The organism is Yersinia aleksiciae, assembly GCF_001047675.1.
Taxonomy (GTDB): Bacteria; Pseudomonadota; Gammaproteobacteria; order Enterobacterales; family Enterobacteriaceae; genus Yersinia; species Yersinia aleksiciae.
This window is the reverse complement of sequence record NZ_CP011975.1, coordinates 2513481-2535718: the sequence shown is the minus strand read 5'-3', so window position 1 is coordinate 2535718 and position 22238 is coordinate 2513481. Positions and strand designations below refer to the sequence as shown.

Sequence of the window (22238 nt, the reverse complement as noted above, 5' to 3'; positions counted from 1 at the left end):
CCCCCCAAATGGATATAAGCAGATCTGAGGCGATTAATCGATAGTACGTTTGATTTCGATAATTTCGAAGACTTCGATTACATCACCAGCACGGACGTCGTTGTAGTTCTTAACGCCGATACCACATTCCATGCCGTTACGAACTTCGTTAACGTCATCTTTGAAGCGGCGCAGAGATTCCAGCTCGCCTTCATAGATAACCACGTTGTCACGTAGAACACGGATTGGATTATTACGCTTAATCACACCTTCAGTAACCATACAGCCTGCAATGGCACCAAATTTCGGTGATTTAAACACATCACGCACTTCAGCCAAGCCAATGATTTGCTGTTTGTACTCAGGCGCCAACATACCGCTCATCGCCTGTTTGACTTCATCGATCAGGCTATAAATTACTGAGTAGTAACGCAGATCCAAACCTTCGGTTTCTACCACACGACGCGCTGAAGCATCAGCACGAACGTTAAAGCCAAGGATGATCGCGCCAGAAGCAGCAGCCAGTGTTGCATCAGTTTCGGTGATACCACCAACGCCTGAACCCACAATGCGGACTTTCACTTCATCGGTAGACAGTTTTTCCAGTGAATCACAGATGGCTTCACAAGAACCCTGAACGTCAGATTTGATAACGATATTCAGTTCAGAAACTTCGCCTTCGGTCATGTTAGCAAACATGTTTTCCAGCTTGGATTTCTGCTGACGAGCCAGCTTAACTTCACGGAATTTGCCCTGACGGTACAGTGCAACTTCACGGGCTTTTTTCTCGTCACGAACAACGGTAACTTCATCACCAGCAGCAGGAACACTGGACAGACCCAGAATCTCAACCGGAATAGATGGACCAGCAGACGTGATATCACGGCCTAACTCGTCACGCATCGCACGCACACGGCCATACTCAAAGCCACACAGTACGATATCACCTTTGTTCAAGGTACCTTGTTGAACCAGCACGGTAGCGACAGGGCCACGGCCTTTATCCAAGAAGGATTCGATAACAACACCGCTTGCCATGCCAGTACGAACCGCTTTCAGTTCCAGTACTTCAGCTTGCAGCAGAATAGCGTTCAGCAATTCATCAATACCGATACCGGCTTTCGCAGATACGTTGATGAACTGAGAGTCACCGCCCCACTCTTCTGGCTGGATACCGTACTGAGACAGTTCGGTTTTAACGCGATCTGGATCAGCTTCTGGCTTATCGATTTTATTTACTGCAACCACAACCGGCACTTTCGCCGCTTTGGCATGCTGAATAGCTTCGATAGTCTGTGGCATCACGCCATCGTCAGCTGCAACAACCAGTACCACGATGTCCGTTGCCTGAGCACCACGAGCACGCATTGAAGTAAACGCGGCGTGTCCTGGGGTGTCCAGGAAGGTAATCATGCCGTTTTCAGTTTCAACGTGATAAGCACCGATGTGCTGAGTAATGCCGCCTGCTTCACCTGACGCCACTTTCGTGGAGCGGATGTAGTCCAGCAGAGAGGTTTTACCGTGGTCAACGTGACCCATGATGGTCACAACAGGTGCGCGGTGCTCGGCAGCAGCTTCAGCGCCAGTATCACGGTCGCTCATCAGTGCTTCTTCCAGTTCGTTTTCACGACGCAGGATGACTTTGTGGCCCATCTCTTCAGCAACCATCTGTGCTGTTTCTTGATCGATAACCTGGTTAATGGTTGCCATTGCGCCCAGTTTCATCATCGCTTTGATGACCTGAGAGCCTTTAACAGCCATTTTGTTCGCCAATTCAGCGACAGTTACGGTCTCGCCAATCACTACATCGCGGTTAACCGCAACAACAGGCTTGTTGAAGCTCTGCTGTAATGTGCTTGGTTTACGTTTGCCTTTACGACCAACGGCACGTGCTTCTTCGCGATCAGCTTTAGACTCAGAGAGTTTATTGCCTTTCTTCTGCTTGGTTGCCTTTCCACCACGAGTGCGGCTACGGCGATCACCTTCAACTTTGGCGTCGTTTTCATCTTCCGCGGCGCGTGCATGTTGTGAAGTGGTGACATGGTAGTCAGCAGATTCGGTTTGTTCTGCCACAGGTTCTGGCCATTTACCTTCGTTTTCGGCTGCCATCTTACGGGCTTCCTCAGCAACGCGTTTAGCGTCTTCCTCGACCTTACGGCGTGTTTCTTCTTCTACTGAGCGTTTCAGCTCGGCAGCTTCAGCTTCACGGCGTGCTTTATCAGTCTGAGCTGGCTTGGTTTTTTCGTCGGTTTGTTGATTCGTCACTTTTTCTTTTTCCGCTGCTTGGCGTTTAGCTTTTTCAGCGGCCTCACGTTTGGCTTGTTCTTCGGCCGCACGTTTAGCTTTTTCTTCAGCGATTTTCTGCGCTGCGGCTTCCGCTTCACGTTGTGCCTGCTCTTCCGCTTCACGCTGTGCCTGCTCTTCCGCTTTCGCTTGTTCAGCTTCCGGCGTATTTACATAAGTGCGTTTCTTGCGGACCTCGATTTGCACCGATTTACTTTTTCCGCCGGTGCTCGGAATATTCAAGGTGCTACGCGTTTTGCGTTGCAACGTGAGTTTATTAGGCGCGCTACCGTGTTCACGGTTTAAGTGCGCCAGCAATGTTTCTTTTTCTTGCTGGGTAACTGAGTCTACTTCAGATTTGTTGATCCCTGCATCAGCAAATTGCTGTACCAGGCGATCAACTGGTGTCTGAATCTCAGCGGCCAGTGATTTTACGGTTACATCTGTCATGCTGTTCCTTCCTGCTACAGTTTATTACGCGTTATCGCCAAACCAACAGATATTACGTGCGGCCATAATCAGCTCGCCGGCTTGCTCATCGCTAAGCCCTTCAATATCTGCCAGATCGTCGATACCCTGCTCGGCAAGATCTTCCAGCGTACACACACCGCGCGCAGCTAATTTGAATGCCATGCTACGTTCCAGACCCGCTAGGTTCAGCAGGTCATCAGCGGGTTTTTGGTCGCCAAGACTTTCTTCTTGTGCCAGGGCCAGCGTGGTCAATGCAGCTTTGGCGCGATCACGCAGCGCTTCAACCGTATCTTCGTCAAGACCATCGATTTCCAGAAGTTCTTTCATTGGCACGTAAGCCAATTCTTCCAGAGAAGAGAAACCTTCCTCTACCAATACAGTGGCAAAGTCCTCATCGATATCAAGATATTTGGTGAAGGTATCAATAGCGGCATGAGCCTCGGCCTGATGCTTCGCCTGAAGATCGTCCGCCGTCATTACGTTCAGTTCCCAGCCACTCAATTGTGCTGCTAAACGTACGTTCTGACCGTTACGGCCAATTGCCTGTGCCAGGTTACTGGCTTCAACGGCAACATCCATCGTGTGTCTGTCTTCATCAACCACAATAGACGCAACATCAGCTGGCGCCATAGCGTTAATAACAAACTGGGCTGGATTATCATCCCACAATACAATATCAATGCGCTCACCACCAAGTTCGCTGGAAACAGCCTGAACACGGGCACCACGCATCCCAACGCAAGCACCGACGGGGTCGATACGTTTGTCGTTGGTTTTAACCGCAATTTTAGCACGCGAACCCGGATCACGGGCAGCTGCTTTAATTTCGATCAATTCTTCGCCGATTTCCGGCACTTCAATCCGGAACAGTTCAATCAGCATTTCAGGACGTGAACGGCTGACAAATAACTGTGCACCGCGAGCTTCTGGACGCACATCATACAGAACGCCACGGATACGGTCGCCTGGACGGAAGTTTTCACGCGGTAGCATGTCTTCACGGCCAATCACGGCTTCAGCGTTGTTGCCAAGATCCAACGCAATACTGTCACGGTTAACTTTTTTCACGATACCAGTGACAATTTCGCCCAAGTACTGGCGGAACTGTTCAACAACCATTGCCCGCTCAGCTTCACGCACTTTTTGTACGATAACTTGCTTGGCCGTTTGAGTAGTAATACGGTCAAAAGTAACAGACTCAATCTGGTCTTCGACATAATCGCCCAACTGGAGCGAAGGGTCTTCATACTGAGCCGCTTCTAACGTAATTTCACGTGTTGGCATCGTAACTTCGTTAACGGCGACCCAACGACGGAAAGTGTCGAAATCACCGGTTTTACGGTCAATGCTGACGCGAACTTCAATTTCTTGTTCGTATTTTTTCTTGGTCGCTGTCGCTAGAGCGGTTTCCAACGCCTCAAAAATCTTTTCGCGCGGAAGGGATTTCTCATTGGAAACTGCTTCTACAACAGCCAGAATCTCTTTGTTCATCCTAGTTGCCTCATCCAAACTTTAAAAGTGGGGTACCAGGTTCGCTTTCTGGATGTTGCTCAGCGCGAACACTTCATCTTTTCCATCCACAGTAACCGTGATCATTTCACCATCAACGGCTTTGATAATGCCCTGCCATTTACGGCGGTTCTGCATTGCCATACGCAAAACCAGAGTGACTTCTTCACCGAGGTAACGAGTATAGTGTTCAGCGGTGAACATAGGGCGATCAAGGCCCGGAGAGGAAACTTCTAAGTTGTAAGCTACTGTAATTGGATCTTCTACGTCCAATACAGCGCTGACCTGGTGGCTGACATCAGCACAAGCATCAACAGTGATTCCGTCGTCACTATCAATATAGATTCGTAGCGTCGATTGGCGCCCCCGGATGAACTCGATGCCGACTAATTCGTAGCCCAAGGCCTCAACCGGTGCTGAAATTATCTCTGTTAACTTTTGTTCTAATGTGGACAAGCCCACCCCCAAGACATAAAAAAAGGGCCTAATAGCCCAGTGATTCTGCTGTCAAATAACAAAAAACCCCGAAATTCGGGGCTTTATGCAACTGGACCCTGTTTGCCGCAAAGCGGCTTCGGTACAACTTTCTGACAAGTATTTTTTTCAAATTGAAATCGAAAGTATCTGAGGTCTACCGAATACAACATTTGAAAAAAAACACTTTAGGAAAGTGGTTGCGGGGGCCGGATTTGAACCGACGACCTTCGGGTTATGAGCCCGACGAGCTACCAGGCTGCTCCACCCCGCGTCCGAAAACGTGGCAAATATTACGTTGATCAAGACAAAAAAGCAAGTTATCTGACTTATTTGGTACCGAGGACGGGACTTGAACCCGTAAGCCCAATCGGGCACTACCACCTCAAGGTAGCGTGTCTACCAATTCCACCACCCCGGCACTGATTTAAATGGTTGTTTTTACTGTTTAAGTCGTTGCAACCATTTTAAAACTTTCTTCTTGTCTTTTACTACTAACTACTTTTAAAACATTATTTCGGGATATCACTACTCGGCGTCACTGGTGCTGCCGGAGCTGTAGTCTGCTCAGTTTTTGCTGGCTGACCCAGGTTTTCCCACTCGCTGCCTTTATGGCCCTGGTTGGTGCTCATGTTGCCCAGAATCAAGCTAATGACGAAGAACAGTGCCGCCAATACAGCCGTCATGCGGGTCATAAAGTTACCGGAACCATTCGAACCGAACAGAGTTGCAGATGCACCTGCTCCGAATGAGGCTCCCATATCCGCGCCTTTACCTTGCTGTAACATGATTAGAGCGACTAGCCCAATCGAAATCAGCAAGAAAAATACCAGAAGAGCTTCGTACATAGTTGTACCTGTATCCTTGCGGGTTCACCGCATGCTAAATGCTTCTCACCCATCAGCGGGGGACTTATTCACCCACTTAAGCGGGTGTGAATACTAACCAAAGCGTCTAGTACACGCAAGGGCAATTTCATTACGCCGTTCTATTTGCAGAAAAAATCGTCAAGTTACTCAACCTCGACGTATTTTTCAGGGGGAGAGTGACCCCTCCCCCACAAAACTGATTAACCTGCTGCTTTCACCGCATCAGCAATTCGGTTAGCCATTTCAGCAATCAGTGACTCTTCGGCATCGCCTTCAACCATGACTCGGATTAATGGCTCGGTCCCTGATTTGCGCAACAGCACTCGGCCACGATCACCCAGTTCTTTTTCAACTTGGCGGGTAATATCTTCAACGCTATCTGATTTTAGTGGGTTATGCTCACCAGAGAAGCGTACGTTCACCAAGATTTGTGGCAATAACTTCATGCCACTGCATAGATCATGCAAACTCATATGGTTGCGTACCATCGCGGTGAGTACTTGCAAACCAGCCACAATACCGTCACCGGTGGTGGTTTTATCCAACAGGATCACATGGCCGGAGTTTTCAGCGCCAATGCGCCAGCCTTTTTCCTGCATCGCTTCCAATACATAGCGGTCGCCCACTTTGGCACGAACAAAAGGAATACCTAGCTCTTTCAGCGCCAGTTGGAGGCCCATGTTGCTCATCAACGTGCCAACAGCACCACCTTTAAGTTGCCCTTGGCGTAACCCTTCACGGGCAATGATATAAAGAATTTGGTCGCCATCAACTTTGTTACCCAGGTGATCGACCATCATCAACCGGTCACCGTCACCGTCGAATGCCAAACCAACATGTGCACCTTCGGCAAGTACCCGCTCTTGTAGCAAGCGGACATCCGTAGCACCACACTCTTCATTGATATTCATACCATCCGGCTCACAGCCGATGGCGATCACTGTTGCACCGAGTTCACGTAAGACACTTGGTGCGATGTGGTAAGTTGCCCCATTAGCGCAATCGACCACAATTTTCAGCTCATTCAAACTGAGTTCACTCGGGAATGTTCCCTTACAAAACTCGATGTAACGGCCAGCCGCATCAACGATACGGTTGGCTTTACCCAATTCAGCAGATTCTACGCAGGTTAATGGTTTTTCCATCTCTGCTTCAATCGCCTCTTCAACATCATCAGGCAGTTTGGTGCCATCAATGGAGAAGAATTTGATGCCATTGTCATAGAAAGGGTTGTGGGACGCTGAAATGACGATCCCCGCCTCAGCACGGAAGGTTCGGGTCAGATAAGCAACAGCAGGCGTTGGCATCGGGCCGGTGAATGATGCTGATAGGCCAGCGGCCGCCAGACCAGCTTCAAGCGCTGATTCCAACATATAGCCTGAAATACGTGTATCTTTACCGATAATAATCTTACGAGAACCATGTCGAGCCAGCACCTTACCGGCAGCCCAGCCGAGCTTTAATACAAAATCAGGCGTAATCGGACTCTCACCCACTTTGCCGCGAATGCCATCTGTACCAAAGTATTTACGGTCGCTCATAATTTATCTCTATTCCTTCGCTGAAAGTGTTGCCTCGACGATACGCATCGCCTCGACGGTTTCTTTGACATCATGCACTCTGACAATCTGCGCGCCTTGCATTGCTGCAATGACAGCGCAAGCGACACTCCCGATAACCCGCTGTTGTGGCGGAACATTTAGTATCTGACCAACCATCGTTTTTCGCGACATCCCCACCAACAGTGGCAACTCAAAATGGTGAAGTTCGGCCAAACGTGCCAAGAGCTGATAATTATGCGCCAGATTTTTACCGAAACCGAAGCCTGGGTCGAGTAACAATTTGTTTTTTGCGATACCGGCCGTAACACAACGTTCAATATGGTGCTCAAAGAACTGGTTTATATCGGCCAGTAGGTCGTCGTAATGAGGTGATTGCTGCATGCTTTTCGGTTGCCCTTGCATATGCATTAGGCATACTGGTAACCCGGTCAATGCCGCTGCTTCAAGTGCACCAGGCTCTTGCAATGAACGAATATCATTGATCAAGTGGGCACCAGCACGGGCTGATTCTGCTATTACCGCGGCTTTCGATGTATCGACAGAGAGCCAAACATCAAAACGGTTTGCCAGCGCTTCAACTACCGGCACAACCCGGTCAAGCTCTTCTTGCTCGCTAACTTCCTTAGCACCTGGGCGCGTAGACTCACCACCGATATCAATCAGCGTAGCACCTGCTGATAACATCAGTTGAGCATGTTGCAATGCTTTATCGAGATTGTTGTGATGTCCGCCGTCCGAAAACGAATCCGGAGTGACATTCAAGATACCCATAACTTGTGGGTGAGAGAGATCCAAAACTTGATCTCTAGCGGTTAAATGCATGCGTTCACGCCTTAAAAGTGGCAATTCACTTTGGTGCTATATCGATAGAAAAAGAAAAACCCCGGGCAAGCCCGAGGTTTATATTAATCACAACGCTTTTAGATGCCAACTGTTGACTTACTTATCGCCCAACTGCTCTGGCATGCTATTTGTGTTGCCTGGTGTTGTATTGCCCGACGTTGGCGTATGTGGTTCTTCAACCGCCGTAGGTGCCTTTGGCGTGCTGTCATTATCAGATGATTTAGCTTTGGTCGCATTGTCCCAACCCGCTGGCGGGCGAACTTCTTTGCGATTCATCAAGTCATCAATCTGTGGCGCATCAATCGTTTCATACTTCATCAGCGCATCTTTCATGGAATGCAGAACATCCATGTTTTCTAACAGTAACTTACGTGCACGTTGATAGTTACGCTCGATGAGTAATTTAACTTCCTGATCGATAATACGCGCTGTTTCATCGGACATATGCTTAGCTTTTGCGACAGAACGGCCAAGGAATATTTCGCCCTCTTCTTCAGCATACAGCAATGGCCCTAACTTCTCGGAGAAACCCCACTGTGTCACCATGTTACGCGCGATAGACGTAGCAACCTTGATATCATTCGATGCACCGGTAGAGACTTTTTCCGGGCCATAAATGATCTCTTCAGCAAGACGGCCACCATACAAGGTAGAGATCTGGCTTTCCAGTTTCTGGCGGCTAGCGCTAATCGCATCACCTTCTGGTAAGAAGAAGGTCACACCCAGCGCACGACCACGTGGAATAATGGTCACTTTATGTACTGGATCATGCTCAGGTACCAGACGACCAATGATCGCGTGCCCTGCTTCATGGTATGCCGTAGATTCTTTCTGTGCTTCTGTCATTACCATGGAGCGACGTTCCGCACCCATCATAATTTTGTCTTTCGCTTTCTCAAACTCAACCATTGAAACAACACGTTTGTTACCGCGAGCGGCAAACAATGCGGCTTCGTTGACCAAGTTCGCCAGGTCTGCACCAGAGAAACCAGGTGTACCACGAGCGATCACAGAAGCATCAATATCCGTATCTAATGGTACGCGGCGCATGTGGACTTTCAGAATCTGTTCACGACCACGAACATCCGGTAAACCTACCACAACCTGACGGTCGAAACGGCCTGGACGCAGTAACGCTGGGTCAAGAACGTCTGGACGGTTAGTTGCCGCGATGACGATGATGCCTTCGTTACCTTCAAAGCCATCCATCTCAACCAGCATTTGGTTCAGCGTTTGTTCACGTTCATCATGACCACCACCCAGACCAGCGCCACGCTGACGGCCTACCGCATCGATTTCATCAATAAAGATGATACAAGGCGCGGCTTTCTTAGCCTGTTCAAACATGTCACGGACACGGGATGCACCCACACCAACAAACATTTCTACAAAGTCAGAACCGGAAATGGTGAAGAATGGCACTTTGGCTTCACCTGCAATGGCTTTCGCCAGCAAGGTTTTACCTGTCCCTGGAGGACCAACCATCAACACGCCTTTCGGAATCTTACCGCCCAGTTTCTGGAAACGGCTTGGTTCACGCAGATATTCAACCAATTCACTGACTTCTTCTTTTGCTTCGTCACAGCCAGCAACGTCAGCAAAAGATGTTTTTATCTGATCTTCGGTCAGCATTCGGGCCTTGCTCTTGCCAAAGGACATTGCCCCTTTGCCACCGCCGCCCTGCATTTGACGCATAAAGAAGATCCAGACCCCAATCAACAACAGCATTGGGAACCAAGAAATAAAGATAGAGGCCAGCAAGCTCGGCTCTTCCGGTGGCTCACCAACAACTTTCACATTTTTAGTCAATAATGTATCTAACAGCTTCGGATCGTTGACCGGAATGAAAGTCGTGTATTTGCTGTTATCTTTCTTACTGACGTTGATTTCACGTCCGTTGATACGTGCTTCACGAACCTGCTCTTGGGTTACGTCGGACATGAAAGTAGAGTAATCCACTTTACGGCCATTCGATTCGCTGGGTCCAAAGCTCTGGAATACAGACATCAGTACGACTGCAATAACTAACCAGAGAATTAGGTTTTTCGCCATGTCACTCAAGGGATTAACCTCATATTACAACTGTGTTAACAAACAGCGTTAGGGTACTACAGTTTCCGCCCTGTCGCTACAATGTACACTTCACGCGATCGCGCACGAGAAGCGTCTGGCTTACGAATCTTAACTTTCGTAAACAGGGAGCGAATTTCCCGTAGGTATTCATCAAAGCCATCTCCCTGGAACACCTTCACCAGGAAACTTCCGCCTGGTGCAAGTACATCACGACACATTTCTAAAGCTAATTCAACCAGATACATTGATTTAGGTATATCGACTGCCGGAGTACCACTCATATTCGGGGCCATATCAGACATGACCACCTGAACTTTTTTATCCCCAACTCGCTCAAGTAAAGCTTTCAGGACCAGTTCATCACGAAAATCGCCCTGAAGGAAATCGACACCAACGATAGGATCCATTGGCAGAAGATCACATGCGATGACCCGCCCTTTACCACCGATCTGGGTTACAACATACTGGGACCAACCACCGGGTGCAGCGCCTAAATCGACAACTGTCATGCCGGGCTTAAAAAGTTTATCGTTCTGTTGTATTTCATCAAGTTTAAACCAGGCACGGGAGCGTAGCCCCTTTTTCTGTGCCTGAATGACATATTTATCGCTAAAGTGTTCTTGCAACCAGCGACTGGAGCTACCCGAACGCTTTTTATTAGACATCTCTTTTTCCAACTATCTTAATTAAGAGCCCGCGCATCTGTTGCTTAGCTCGCGTAAACTCCCCCATCGACGTAGACCGATTTGGTGATACACATGAGATGGCGGTAGAATGAACCGTTTTCAATCCCAACTTAAGCAAAAAAGACGATGAATCTGAATAACAAACAAAAACAGCACCTGAAAAGCTTGGCCCATCCGTTAAAACCAGTAGTGATGCTGGGCAATAACGGATTAACCGAAGGGGTGCTGGCTGAAATCGAACAAACGCTGGAACATCATGAACTTATCAAGGTGAAGATCACTGCTGAAGAGCGTGAAACCAAAGCCCTAATTGCTGATGCCATCGTGCGTGAAACCGGTGCCGTTAACGTCCAAATCATCGGTAATATTTTAGTGCTTTATCGCCCAGCGAAAGAGCGCAAAATTATTTTACCGCGTTAATGACGCTTGTTTTAGAGAAAAGGTGCCATGCACTTTGTTCTGATAAAAGGCCGCATGCGGCCTTTTACTTTTCTTTACAACTTCATTTTTGAGAAATAATGCGTAATGCCTGCTCAGATGAACAAGTATTACACATAATCCACGCTAAGAATTTCATATTCTACTTCGCCGCCTGGAGTTCGAATGACAACAACGTCATCGACTTCTTTACCAATCAGGCCACGAGCGATAGGTGAGTTAACTGAAATAAGATTTTGTTTAAAATCAGCTTCGTCATCACCCACAATCCGGTACTGCTGCTCTTCTTCAACATCCACATTTAATACACGCACGGTGGCACCAAAAATTACGCGGCCATTATTTGGCATTTTGGTGATATCAATCACCTGCGCATTAGAGAGCTTCGCTTCAATCTCTTGAATACGGCCTTCACAGAACCCTTGCTGCTCGCGGGCTGCGTGATATTCCGCATTCTCTTTCAAATCGCCATGCTCACGGGCGGTGGCAATATCAGAAATAATTTTAGGGCGACGAACGCCTTTTAAAAAATCCAGTTCTTCACGCAGCTTATCTGCGCCACGTACCGTCATCGGAATCTGTTTCATCTTTTAAATACCTCTAAATCTATCCTGTTCAAAAAACCGTCATCCTAACGTCATCGAATGAAAATACGGTTAGCTTGATATCCTACCCGTCTCCTGGTGATAAACAAAAATAGTCACCCTTGGAGCAAAAAACCCAAGTCAGGATCAATTTTGCATTTTGATATGCATTTTAACGTAGAGTTCCTTTAGGGTCATCGTTTACTTTCGCCCTCGTTGCACCGTAGTATGGCAACACATTATCCAGCAGTTATACCGAAATTATGCATTTTTCACGAATTGTCAGTGGATTGGCCTGTGCTGTTGCACTCAATATCAGCATATCTAACGCCAATGCGGCTCAGGTCGAAAATTACACACAGTATCTGCCTGATGGGGCAAATCTTGCATTAGTTGTACAAAAAATTGGTGCGACAAGCCCAGCAATAGACTATCACGCCCAGCAGATGGCGTTACCCGCCAGTACGCAAAAAGTACTGACGGCATTAGCTGCATTATTGCAGCTCGGCCCAGACTTTCGCTTTGTGACTACGTTGGAAAGCCATGGCACTATAACTGATGGTGTCTTGCAGGGTAACTTGATTGCCCGTTTTGATGGTGATCCCACGTTAACACGCCAACAGTTGCGAAACATGGTCGCCACCTTAAGAAAAGCGGGTGTTAAGCAAGTTGCCGGTGATTTGATCATCGATACCTCCGTTTTCGCCAGCCATGACAAAGCGCCAGGCTGGCCATGGAACGATATGACGCAATGCTTTAGTGCGCCTCCTGCTGCGGCCATCGTCGATCGTAACTGCTTCTCCGTCTCTCTTTACAGCGCGCCGAACCCAGGCGATATGGCATTTATCCGAGTCGCCTCCTATTATCCGGTGCAGATGTTCAGTGAAGTTCGCACCTTAGCCAAAGGCTCACCTGATGCGCAATATTGCGAATTGGACGTCGTTCCTGGCGAGTTAAACCGCTTCACCCTTACTGGCTGCCTAACTCAGCGTAGCGAGCCGCTACCGCTGGCTTTCGCCGTGCAAAATGGGGCCAGCTATGCTGGTGCTATTTTGAAAGACGAGTTAAAGAAAGCGGATATCCAGATTGATGGCAACCTACGCCGCCAGACAACACCGAGTCCAGTGGGAAATGTGTTGGCACAAACCCAATCAGCGCCGCTGCATGATTTGCTGAAAATTATGCTAAAAAAATCGGACAATATGATTGCCGATACTGTTTTCAGGACAATTGGCCATCAGCGCTTTGGGGTACCCGGCACATGGCGTGCGGGTGCTGATGCAGTACGACAGGTTTTACGTCAGAAAGCAGGAGTCGATCTGGGCAACAGCATTGTCGTGGATGGATCTGGCTTATCACGCCATAATCTGATTTCACCAGCAACCATGATGCAGGCTTTGCAGTATATCGCTCAGCATGATCAAGAGCTTAATTTTATTTCGATGCTGCCACTGTCTGGCTATGACGGCACGTTGCGCTATCGTGGAGGGCTGCATGAAGCAGGTGTTGACGGTAAAGTGTCGGCGAAGACGGGGGCATTGCAAGGCGTGTATAATCTGGCCGGATTTATTACCACAGCCAGTGGGCAACGCATGGCATTTGTACAATTTTTGTCTGGCTACGCGGTCCCACCAGAAGATCAAAAAAATCGTCGGGCGCCATTGGTTCGCTTCGAAAGTCGCCTGTATAAAGATATTTATCAGAATAACTGAGAACCATGAAACTACTGATTGTTGAAGATGATGAATTGCTGCAACGCGGCATCGCGATGGCACTGACCAGCGAGGGCTACGCCTGTGACTGTGCCGGTACCGCAGCAGAAGCGCAGGGTTTGTTACAAAGCAGTCAGTACAGCATGATTATTCTTGATCTCGGCTTGCCCGATCAAGATGGCACCGTATTGTTGCGCCAATGGCGTCGCCAGCATGTCACGCTGCCGGTGCTGATACTCACCGCCCGTGATGCACTCGAAGATAGGGTTGACGGGCTGGATGCCGGTGCGGACGATTATCTGATCAAGCCATTCGCGCTCGCTGAGTTACTGGCCCGTGTCCGCGCATTAATCCGCCGCTATCAAGGGCAGAGTGACAATCTGGTGCAACAAGATGATCTGAGCCTCAACTTGTCCACCCAACAAGTATGTTTGCAGGATCAACCGCTGGAGATCACACCCAAAGAGTTTGCGATCCTCTCGCGCTTAATTATGCGAGCTGGCCAAACTGTTAATCGTGAATTATTGCAGCAGGATCTCTACACTTGGAATGATGATCTCGGCTCCAATACGCTGGAAGTGCATATCCATAATCTGCGCCGTAAATTAGGCAAAGATCGTATCCGAACCGTCCGGGGTATCGGCTATCGCCTGGAATCACAATCATGATCAGTATGCGCCGCCGCCTGATCCTAATGCTGGCGCTAATATTGCTGGTGACCCAGTTGATCAGCGCCTTCTGGCTATGGCATGAAAGTCAGGAGCAAATTAGCTTTCTGGTTGATGAAACCCTGAGTGCCAAAGTGCGTAATGAGCGAGTTGATACTGAGATAGCGGAAGCCATTGCTTCACTCCTTGCCCCCTCACTCATCATGATGACCATCACTTTATTGCTCTCTTTCTGGGCGATCAGTTGGATTATCCGCCCGCTCGATCAGTTACAGCAAAAATTGGCGGAACGTTCAGCTGATAATCTCACCCCAGTGGTGGTTAACAGTGATATGCAAGAAATTGTCTCTGTGACTTCGACACTGAATCAGTTGTTATCCCGCCTCGCGAATACCATCCAGCAGGAGCGCCTGTTCACCGCAGATGCGGCCCATGAGCTGCGCACGCCACTTGCCGGGATCCGCCTGCACCTTGAGTTAATGGAACAACAGGGAATTGCGGAAAGTAAGTCGCTCATTAACCGCATTGATTTGTTAATGCATACCATCGAACAATTACTGATGTTATCCAGAGCGGGACAGAATTTTGCCAGCGGCCTGTATCAGACACTGGATTGGGTTGAAAATGTGGTGCAACCGCTGCAAGAGGAGTTGGAGGAGATGTGTGCGCTTCGCCAACAAGCCATCATGTGGGAGCTTCCCTCTCGCGCCCAGACACAGGGGGACGCCACCTTGCTGCGTTTGATGCTGCGTAATCTGGTTGAAAATGCGCATCGTTATAGCCCACCAGGTAGCCAAATTTGGGTCAAACTCTCCACTGAAACTCAGGGCGCACTGTTACAAGTCATTGATGAAGGACCGGGAATAAAGCAAGAACAAGCCGGTGAACTGACTCAGGCTTTCCGTCGCATGGATCAACGTTACGGAGGCAGTGGTTTAGGATTGAATATCGTAATCCGCACCGTTCAGTTGCACCAAGGCAGGCTAACGCTGGAGAATCGTACTGACCGCTCTGGGTTGAAAGCGCAATGCTGGATACCTGCAACCACGCACAGCACGGTTTTGCCTAAATTTAGCTGATATCAGCTCAAACAAAAGGGCCACCATAAATGGCAGCCCTTGTTCAAATCATACGGTATAACCGACTAATGATGGGGGAACTTAACGTTCGTAGATGAACTCTACGCCGTCATCGTCCTCTTCGTCCCAATCATCATCATCATCGTCTTCTGCTGTCGCTTCTGCTTCCACTTCAGCCAGTTGTTCACGGTGATAATCATCCCACATGAATTCAACTTTTTCTGGCGCGCTTTCAGCAATCGCCATCTCTTTGGGTTGTGAATTGATGAAGTTCATTACATCCCAGCACAGCGCATTCACGTTTTCGCGATTCGCGGCAGAGATCATATAATACTTATCTTCCCAGCCCAGTGCTTCTACAATGGCTTTAGCGCGGGTTTCAGCTTCTTCTGGGTCTATCAGGTCAATCTTATTGAAAACGAGCCAGCGTGGCTTCTTAGCGAGGTTCTCGCTGTATTGCTGCAACTCATTGATAATGACTTTGGCATTATTGACCGGGTTAGATTCATCAACCGGTGCCAAATCCACTAAATGCAGCAGTACGCGGCAACGTTCTAAATGCTTCAGGAAGCGAATACCCAGACCCGCACCTTCGGAAGCGCCTTCAATCAAACCAGGAATATCGGCAACCACAAAGCTCTGCTCGTAATCCATACGCACCACACCCAAGCTTGGGATCAGGGTAGTAAATGGATAATCAGCAACTTTTGGTTTAGCGGCAGAAACAGCGCGGATAAAGGTAGATTTACCCGCATTAGGTAGCCCCAGCATCCCGACATCAGCCAGCAACAATAGCTCTAACGTCAGATCACGAGTCTCGCCTTCAGTACCCATCGTTTTCTGGCGCGGGGCACGGTTAACTGAGGATTTGAAACGAGCATTACCTAATCCGTGGAAACCCCCTTTTGCTACCATCAGGCGCTGACCATGGCGGGTCATATCACCCACAATCTCACCGGTTCCCTGATCCAGTATGCGTGTACCGACTGGGACTTTAATGGTGATATCTTTACCACGTTTGCCCGTGCAGTCACGGCTCTGGCCATTCTGCCCACGTTCAGCACGGAAAGATTTCACAAAATGGTAATCAATCAGTGTGTTGAGGTTTTCATCGGCCAGCAGATAAATGTCGCCACCGTCGCCACCGTCGCCGCCATCAGGGCCACCATTCGGGATATATTTTTCACGGCGGAAGCTAACACAACCGTTACCACCGTCACCGGCTACAACTAAAATTGTAGCTTCATCTACAAACTTCATTCACTTTCTCCGTAAAAAACCAATAGATTTTATCTACTTGTTTTACATTAACTTTATCGGTTCTTTTCGGCGTATTTTCTAGCTCTCGTGATACACCAAGCTTATACGGTATATCGAAAAAACACGAACGCACCAGAACCGGCACGAACAAGGGCGCGTATTATACTCGCTTCTATGGGAAATTTCATCTGTATTAAAAGTAGACAATCAATCCGAAAAAAGCGCCCTTTTGGCTGGAATGGCTGCAAGCAGCCTGCCGATACCTCGGCAGACAGCGCAAACCGGTGGCGTTTTACAGCAACATTCGGCGTTTACTTATGGATTGCGTAGGAAATGTCACAAGGGATACGATGGTAGCTACCTTCTTCAAGACGCAGTGTCTCGAAATGATCTTCGCTATATTGCAGTGCCAGCCAGATGCGGCCATCTTCATCAATATAGTCGACAGGCCAGACAAGACCTGAGTCAACAAAGAAGCTGTAGCAACGCTCATCATCACCAAAAATTCCCGACGGTCGAGCAGTAACTTTTACCTTATAATCCAGCCAGCGTAAGGGTTGGCTGGTATCTTCAAAACTCTGTGTCATTTGTTATTCACTCGTCATTGGCTGCATTAATCCTGCGATGCTAGCCAGTTAAGATGAGCACAATATACATGCAAAGGTGACATTTCTGAATTGGAAATCCGGCACCACCAGCGATACTTTTTGGCAGAATCACAATTAAATTGATGCCACAAAAACCGTCAGAAAATGAGACGCCATAACTCATTCACTGAACTACTATTTTTGCGGTGTAACCAAGGTGATTTCTGCCCGACGTGGCCACCAACGATGTCCAATGGCAGAGAACATGGCTCCTGCCACCACGACAAATGCACCTACATATCCCACAAGGTTGAGGGGCGGTGCGACAAAGTTATCGGGCCAAATCAGCGCCAATAAAATTGAAAAGAACAAGGTAAACAGCGGCGTTAACGTGACAAGTGCGCTCACCTGTGCGGCCTGCCAGCGCGCCATAGCCTCAGCTAAAGCGCCATAACCGACCAGAGTATTAACCCCACAAAACAGTAAACAGGCGAACTGCCACCCATTTAGCTGGAAAATAACGGCGGGCTTCGCCATCGGGAACAGTGCAATCGCACACAAAACGTACAGTAATAATAGTATTTGTTGCGATGCCATACGTCTTAATAGCACTTTCTGGGCAACGCCATAACTCACCCAGACGGTGGCTGCACAGACGCCCAATACCACGCCAAGTGTGTAATCAGTCAAGCGGGTAAAAATTTCGTGCAAACTGGTATTAAAAAACAGTAACAGACCGCAAATCAGCATAACCGCGCCAATAACCTGAGTGACACGCATCCGCTCTTTTAGAATCAGTACACTGGCAATCATCATCCCTACAGGTGAGAGCTGTCCAATAACCTGAGATGTCGTCGGGCTAAGGTATTGTAAAGATGAGCTGAAAAAGATGAAGTTCCCCAGCAGGCCGCAGGTCGCAACTATCAGTAATAGCAGCCAGCGACGTTGGCGAAAAAGTTTAAGGGAGGGCAATTGACGACGCGAAGCCAGAATGACCCCTAAGCCAATAGCCGCCATCGAAAAGCGGTACCAGACAATAGTGAAAGGCTCCATAACTTCGAGCACTTGCTTCATTGCGATCGGCAGCGCACCCCAGAATACGGCAGTGGTTAGTGCCAGAAAAATACCTAAACCAGCCTGCTGTTTCGTATCCATTTTTTACCGGGTGGGGAGAACTAGAAATGTAAAAAGCCCCGCAACAAAATTGCAGGGCTTATATCTATTTACAAGACGCGAAAGGCTTATTCAGCTTCGATGCTGATAAACTTACGGTTTTTCGGGCCTTTAATTTCGAACTTGACTTTACCGTCAGACAAAGCAAACAGAGTATGGTCTTTGCCGCAACCTACGTTGGTGCCTGGGTGGAATTTAGTTCCACGCTGACGAACGATGATGCTGCCTGCCAATACTGCTTCGCCGCCAAAACGTTTTACGCCAAGACGTTTACTTTCGGAGTCACGACCGTTACGGGTCGAGCCACCAGCCTTTTTATGTGCCATTTGTCCGCTCTCCTAAATCTTAAGCGCTGATGCCGGTGATTTTAACATCAGTGAACCACTGACGATGACCTTGCTGCTTACGGTAATGCTTACGACGACGGAATTTAACAATCTTAATCTTCTCGCCACGACCGTGAGCTACCACTTCAGCTTTGATCTTGCCACCATCGACTAAAGGAGCGCCGATATTGATTTCTTCACCGTTAGCAATCATCAGAACTTGGTCAAACTCAACAGTTTCACCAGTTGCGATGTCCAGCTTTTCCAGGCGAATGGTTTGACCTTCGCTTACTCGGTGTTGTTTACCACCACTTTGGAAAACCGCGTACATATAAAACTCCGCTTTCCGCACACTCCACTTTTGTAGTCCAGAGCGCACTATAAATATTCACAATAGGGCGCGAATTCTACGCAAAAACGTAGTGAATGACAAGTATATAATCAGTCCAAGAGAAGAAAAAAAGCACAGTTTATTACATCTCATTTATTTGATGGATTTTTCAAGTACAATCATGGCCTCAGGGAGCGTCATGTAATAATGTGGGCGGTAATCTCATCGCAGTTAAAGAGAAAAACAGCTGAATATAACAATGAACCTAGAAAAGATTATCGAGTTAACCGCGCCAGATATGGCGGCAGTAAACACAACAATTCTCGAGCAATTGAACTCTGATGTCGTCCTCATCAATCAATTGGGCCATTACATTATCAGTGGTGGCGGAAAACGCATTCGCCCCATGATCGCCGTTTTGGTTGCCAGAGCACTGCGCTATCAGGGCAGTAAACATATCACCGTCGCAGCATTGATTGAATTTATCCACACCGCAACGCTGCTACACGATGATGTGGTTGATGAGTCCGATATGCGCCGAGGTAAAGCGACGGCAAACGCGGCATTTGGTAATGCTGCTAGTGTATTGGTGGGTGATTATATCTATACCCGCTCATTCCAGATGATGACTGGCCTGGAGTCACTGCGCGTTCTTACATTGATGTCAGAAGCAACGAATGTCATTGCTGAAGGTGAAGTATTGCAGTTAATGAACTGTAATAACCCTGATATCACTGAAGAAAACTATATGCAGGTCATTTACAGCAAAACTGCCCGCTTATTCGAAGCCGCTTCACAATCAGCAGCAGTATTAGCGAATGCCAGTGAAGAGCAAGAGTTGGCGTTGCAGAATTATGGCCGCTATCTGGGAACCGCTTTCCAGTTGATTGATGATCTGCTGGATTACAGTTCTGATGGCACCACTTTGGGCAAAAATACCGGTGATGACCTGAACGAGGGCAAACCGACACTCCCATTACTGCATGCGATGCGTAATGGTACCCCAGAGCAAGAGGCGATGATTCGGCAAGCTATCGAGCAGGGGAATGGCCGCCATCTACTTGAGCCCGTCCTGGCAGCCATGCAGCAGTGTGGTTCATTGGACTATACACGTCAGCGTGCTGAAGAAGAGGCGGATAAAGCCATTGCCGCGTTACAGATTCTGCCAGAAAGTGAGTATCGACTGGCGCTCGAAGGGTTGGCTCATATCTCTGTACAACGCGCATTTTAAGAAACCATTAAGAAACTCGGGGCATAACTTCCCGAGTTTATCTTTGCTCCCCGATTTCACCATTCAAACCAAGCGTTTCATTAGCGCCCCAACCCCTTCACGCAGTAAAAATGCAATGACCTGTGCACGTTCAGCTTCGGTGAGTTGGTAATAGGCTTCTATCCATATGTTCACTGGATCTTGCCGTACCGGCATGTATTGTGCTGGTTCTTCCCTTAGCTGCAATGAATTCAGTATCGTACTGGGCAAGCTTTCAACATGATACTCCACAGCCTTTCCCTGAACACCACGGCGGCGACGCTGTTCCCATCCCTCACGTTTGGCCATGAGGTTTATTCCTTGTGGTGATGACGGTAACCCCTCAAGACCTGCCAATTCCTTAGCGGCAAACCACTCTTTTTTCATGGCGTTGCTTCCTAGTATGCGTTGTGACACAAAAAAGGAATATTTAGAAAACATTTAAAATTTTTCAGAAAATAAATGATATGATCTTTCTAAATGGTTACTTTGTGTTCACGTTCCGATTAACAATGTACCGTTATTTATATCACTAACGCGCCAACTGCTTAGAAAAAAAAAGGATTAAAGATGATTTTAAGGAAATCTGATTGGCACCCAGCCGACATCATTGCCGCACTACGTAAGGAGGGGACAACTCTGGCCGCACTTTCTCGCAAAGCGGGATTAAGTTCATCTACATTGGCCAATGCATTGACTCGCCCCTGGCCAAAGGGGGAATGGTTGATTGCAGAATGTCTGAACATTCATCCTTCTGAAATCTGGCCAACACGCTATTTTGATGCCAAAACAGGGGCACTTATTGACCGAAAGGTGAGGATACGGCAGCCTATTGTTTCGGCATAAAAAAACCGCCGATGAGTCGCTTCGGCGGTTGATCATGTCATTTTAGGGGCAGTGCTACCCCAACTTCCACACAGTGTTACTTATACCTAAAATCATTGGCGTTGCAGTAAGGCAGTAAACGAACAAAACCCAACAAGCTAACTCGAATCAGAGAGTCGGTGAGCGGGTGTCGCTTGCACCTTTGCAACGCCATGTAAAAGGTATATTACTTATTGACGAACTTCTCGCCCAACTCGATATCTTGGTGCAATACATCAAGCATACTTTCCAGCGCTTTCTGCTCAAAAGCACTCAGTTTGCCGATATCTTTACGTTCTGCAACGCCATTTTTGCCCAGCAGAATTGGTTGAGCAAAGAAGCGGGCATATTTGCCATCGCCTTCAACGTAAGAACATTCAACAACATTGCTTTCGCCTTGTAGAGCACGAACCAGAGAAAGGCCAAAACGTGCCGCAGCCTGACCCATAGAGAGTGTTGCTGACCCGCCACCGGCTTTTGCTTCAACAACTTCAGTCCCTGCGTTCTGAATGCGCTTAGTCAGAGAGGCAACTTCCTGCTCTGTAAAGCTAACACCTGGAATTTGTGACAGCAATGGCAGGATGGTTACCCCAGAGTGACCGCCGATAACAGGCACTTCGATATCCTGAGGCTGCTTACCTTTTAATTCAGCAACGAAGGTGTTTGAGCGAATGGTATCCAGTGTCGTAATACCAAATAATTTGTTTTTGTCGTAAACACCGGCTTTTTTCAGTACTTCTGCTGCGATCGCGACAGTCGTGTTAACTGGGTTGGTAATGATGCCAATTAAAGCGTTAGGGCAAGTACGCGCAATTTGCTCAACCAGATTACGAACGATACCGGCATTAACATTGAACAGATCTGAACGATCCATGCCTGGCTTACGAGCAACACCAGCAGAAATCAGAACAATATCGGCCCCTTGTAGTGCTGGGGTAGCATCTTCGCCGCTGAAGCCTTTGATATTAACAGCGGTCGGGATATGGCTCAGATCAACCGCAACACCAGGGGTTACCGGTGCGATATCATATAAAGAAAGATCTGAACCTGAAGGAAGCTGGGTCTTGAGAAGAAGAGCGAGGGCCTGGCCGATACCACCAGCGGCACCGAGAACTGCAACTTTCATCCTATACTCCTTGTTATATTTAATTTAAATTTGCCGTGAATTCATCTAGTTACGCACCTTAATTTATTGCCATTTTAAACACAATCTATTAA

At 48.1% G+C, this 22238-nt stretch carries 22 protein-coding genes and 2 tRNA genes; 6 read left to right on the top strand and 18 right to left on the bottom strand.

Annotated features, from left to right (window positions below; translation table 11 throughout):
* Nucleotides 1-33: 33 nt before the first annotated feature.
* The 10 genes from infB to rlmE all read right to left on the bottom strand — a co-directional run bounded on the left by infB (nucleotide 34) and on the right by rlmE (nucleotide 10728).
* Entirely contained in the window at nucleotides 34-2712 is a 2679-nt protein-coding gene (gene infB / locus ACZ76_RS11480; RefSeq protein ID WP_048619043.1) for a translation initiation factor IF-2, read from the bottom strand.
* A 24-nt stretch (nucleotides 2713-2736) separates the two neighbouring features.
* Nucleotides 2737-4224, bottom strand: coding sequence for a transcription termination factor NusA (nusA, locus tag ACZ76_RS11475; RefSeq protein WP_004875413.1), 1488 nt, complete (start codon nucleotides 4222-4224; stop codon nucleotides 2737-2739).
* A 21-nt stretch (nucleotides 4225-4245) separates the two neighbouring features.
* Nucleotides 4246-4698, bottom strand: coding sequence for a ribosome maturation factor RimP (rimP, locus tag ACZ76_RS11470; RefSeq protein ID WP_002222054.1), 453 nt, complete (start codon nucleotides 4696-4698; stop codon nucleotides 4246-4248).
* Between the two features lie 215 nt (nucleotides 4699-4913).
* A tRNA-Met gene (locus ACZ76_RS11465) sits at nucleotides 4914-4990 on the bottom strand.
* A 60-nt stretch (nucleotides 4991-5050) separates the two neighbouring features.
* A tRNA-Leu gene (locus ACZ76_RS11460) sits at nucleotides 5051-5137 on the bottom strand.
* A gap of 91 nt (nucleotides 5138-5228) precedes the next feature.
* Nucleotides 5229-5564, bottom strand: a complete 336-nt coding sequence (gene secG, locus ACZ76_RS11455) for a preprotein translocase subunit SecG (protein WP_032897119.1) — start codon at nucleotides 5562-5564, stop codon at nucleotides 5229-5231.
* Between the two features lie 221 nt (nucleotides 5565-5785).
* A complete protein-coding gene (glmM, locus tag ACZ76_RS11450; protein WP_048619042.1) occupies nucleotides 5786-7126 on the bottom strand; it encodes a phosphoglucosamine mutase in 1341 nt (446 codons plus the stop codon).
* A gap of 9 nt (nucleotides 7127-7135) precedes the next feature.
* Nucleotides 7136-7969 (bottom strand): dihydropteroate synthase, encoded by an 834-nt coding sequence (gene folP / locus ACZ76_RS11445; protein ID WP_048619041.1) that lies wholly within the window; start codon nucleotides 7967-7969, stop codon nucleotides 7136-7138.
* Between the two features lie 117 nt (nucleotides 7970-8086).
* Nucleotides 8087-10042 carry an ATP-dependent zinc metalloprotease FtsH gene (gene ftsH, locus ACZ76_RS11440; protein WP_048619040.1) on the bottom strand — a complete coding sequence of 652 codons (1956 nt, stop codon included), beginning with the start codon at nucleotides 10040-10042 and terminating at the stop codon, nucleotides 8087-8089.
* A 56-nt stretch (nucleotides 10043-10098) separates the two neighbouring features.
* Nucleotides 10099-10728 carry a 23S rRNA (uridine(2552)-2'-O)-methyltransferase RlmE gene (gene rlmE / locus ACZ76_RS11435; protein WP_032819268.1) on the bottom strand — a complete coding sequence of 210 codons (630 nt, stop codon included), beginning with the start codon at nucleotides 10726-10728 and terminating at the stop codon, nucleotides 10099-10101.
* A gap of 147 nt (nucleotides 10729-10875) precedes the next feature.
* Between rlmE and yhbY the strand changes: the two genes are divergently transcribed.
* Nucleotides 10876-11169 carry a ribosome assembly RNA-binding protein YhbY gene (gene yhbY, locus ACZ76_RS11430; protein ID WP_004389225.1) on the top strand — a complete coding sequence of 98 codons (294 nt, stop codon included), beginning with the start codon at nucleotides 10876-10878 and terminating at the stop codon, nucleotides 11167-11169.
* 128 nt (nucleotides 11170-11297) lie between these two features.
* On the opposite strand, the gene greA is transcribed toward yhbY, so the two are convergent.
* Nucleotides 11298-11774 carry a transcription elongation factor GreA gene (gene greA / locus ACZ76_RS11425; protein ID WP_048619039.1) on the bottom strand — a complete coding sequence of 159 codons (477 nt, stop codon included), beginning with the start codon at nucleotides 11772-11774 and terminating at the stop codon, nucleotides 11298-11300.
* A gap of 260 nt (nucleotides 11775-12034) precedes the next feature.
* Here greA and dacB point away from each other — a divergent pair, with 260 nt between their 5' ends.
* From dacB to pmrB, 3 genes are read left to right on the top strand one after another with little or no spacing between them, the layout of a single operon-like run.
* A complete protein-coding gene (gene dacB, locus ACZ76_RS11420; protein WP_048619038.1) occupies nucleotides 12035-13483 on the top strand; it encodes a serine-type D-Ala-D-Ala carboxypeptidase in 1449 nt (482 codons plus the stop codon).
* Between the two features lie 5 nt (nucleotides 13484-13488).
* A complete protein-coding gene (gene pmrA / locus ACZ76_RS11415) occupies nucleotides 13489-14151 on the top strand; it encodes a two-component system response regulator PmrA (RefSeq protein ID WP_048619037.1) in 663 nt (220 codons plus the stop codon).
* On the top strand, nucleotides 14148-15230 hold the full coding sequence (pmrB, locus tag ACZ76_RS11410) for a two-component system sensor histidine kinase PmrB (protein WP_048619036.1): 1083 nt from the start codon (nucleotides 14148-14150) through the stop codon (nucleotides 15228-15230). Before pmrA ends, pmrB begins: the two co-directional genes overlap by 4 nt.
* Before the next feature lie 81 nt (nucleotides 15231-15311).
* On the opposite strand, the gene cgtA is transcribed toward pmrB, so the two are convergent.
* The 5 genes from cgtA to rplU form a co-directional block, all read right to left on the bottom strand.
* Nucleotides 15312-16490, bottom strand: coding sequence for an Obg family GTPase CgtA (gene cgtA / locus ACZ76_RS11405; RefSeq protein ID WP_048619035.1), 1179 nt, complete (start codon nucleotides 16488-16490; stop codon nucleotides 15312-15314).
* Nucleotides 16491-16801: 311 nt separating this feature from the next.
* The gene (locus ACZ76_RS11400) at nucleotides 16802-17077 is read right to left on the bottom strand and encodes a hypothetical protein (protein WP_048619034.1); all 276 of its coding nucleotides are present in this window, start codon (nucleotides 17075-17077) and stop codon (nucleotides 16802-16804) included.
* Nucleotides 17078-17272: 195 nt separating this feature from the next.
* A complete protein-coding gene (locus ACZ76_RS11395) occupies nucleotides 17273-18232 on the bottom strand; it encodes a DMT family transporter (protein WP_048619033.1) in 960 nt (319 codons plus the stop codon).
* Nucleotides 18233-18318: 86 nt separating this feature from the next.
* Nucleotides 18319-18576, bottom strand: a complete 258-nt coding sequence (gene rpmA / locus ACZ76_RS11390; RefSeq protein ID WP_005272614.1) for a 50S ribosomal protein L27 — start codon at nucleotides 18574-18576, stop codon at nucleotides 18319-18321.
* A 19-nt stretch (nucleotides 18577-18595) separates the two neighbouring features.
* Nucleotides 18596-18907: a 50S ribosomal protein L21 gene (gene rplU, locus ACZ76_RS11385; protein ID WP_004707048.1), complete on the bottom strand. Its 312-nt coding sequence runs from the start codon at nucleotides 18905-18907 to the stop codon at nucleotides 18596-18598.
* A gap of 259 nt (nucleotides 18908-19166) precedes the next feature.
* On the opposite strand from rplU, the gene ispB reads away from it, so the two are divergent.
* The gene (ispB, locus tag ACZ76_RS11380) at nucleotides 19167-20138 is read left to right on the top strand and encodes an octaprenyl diphosphate synthase (protein ID WP_048619032.1); all 972 of its coding nucleotides are present in this window, start codon (nucleotides 19167-19169) and stop codon (nucleotides 20136-20138) included.
* Nucleotides 20139-20201: 63 nt separating this feature from the next.
* Here the strand turns inward: ispB and ACZ76_RS11375 are convergent, their stop codons facing one another.
* A complete protein-coding gene (locus ACZ76_RS11375) occupies nucleotides 20202-20543 on the bottom strand; it encodes a DNA-binding protein (protein ID WP_048619031.1) in 342 nt (113 codons plus the stop codon).
* Nucleotides 20544-20726: 183 nt separating this feature from the next.
* Between ACZ76_RS11375 and ACZ76_RS11370 the strand changes: the two genes are divergently transcribed.
* Entirely contained in the window at nucleotides 20727-21002 is a 276-nt protein-coding gene (locus ACZ76_RS11370) for a helix-turn-helix domain-containing protein (protein ID WP_048619030.1), read from the top strand.
* A 205-nt stretch (nucleotides 21003-21207) separates the two neighbouring features.
* On the opposite strand, the gene mdh is transcribed toward ACZ76_RS11370, so the two are convergent.
* On the bottom strand, nucleotides 21208-22146 hold the full coding sequence (gene mdh, locus ACZ76_RS11365) for a malate dehydrogenase (RefSeq protein ID WP_048619029.1): 939 nt from the start codon (nucleotides 22144-22146) through the stop codon (nucleotides 21208-21210).
* Nucleotides 22147-22238: the final 92 nt, after the last annotated feature.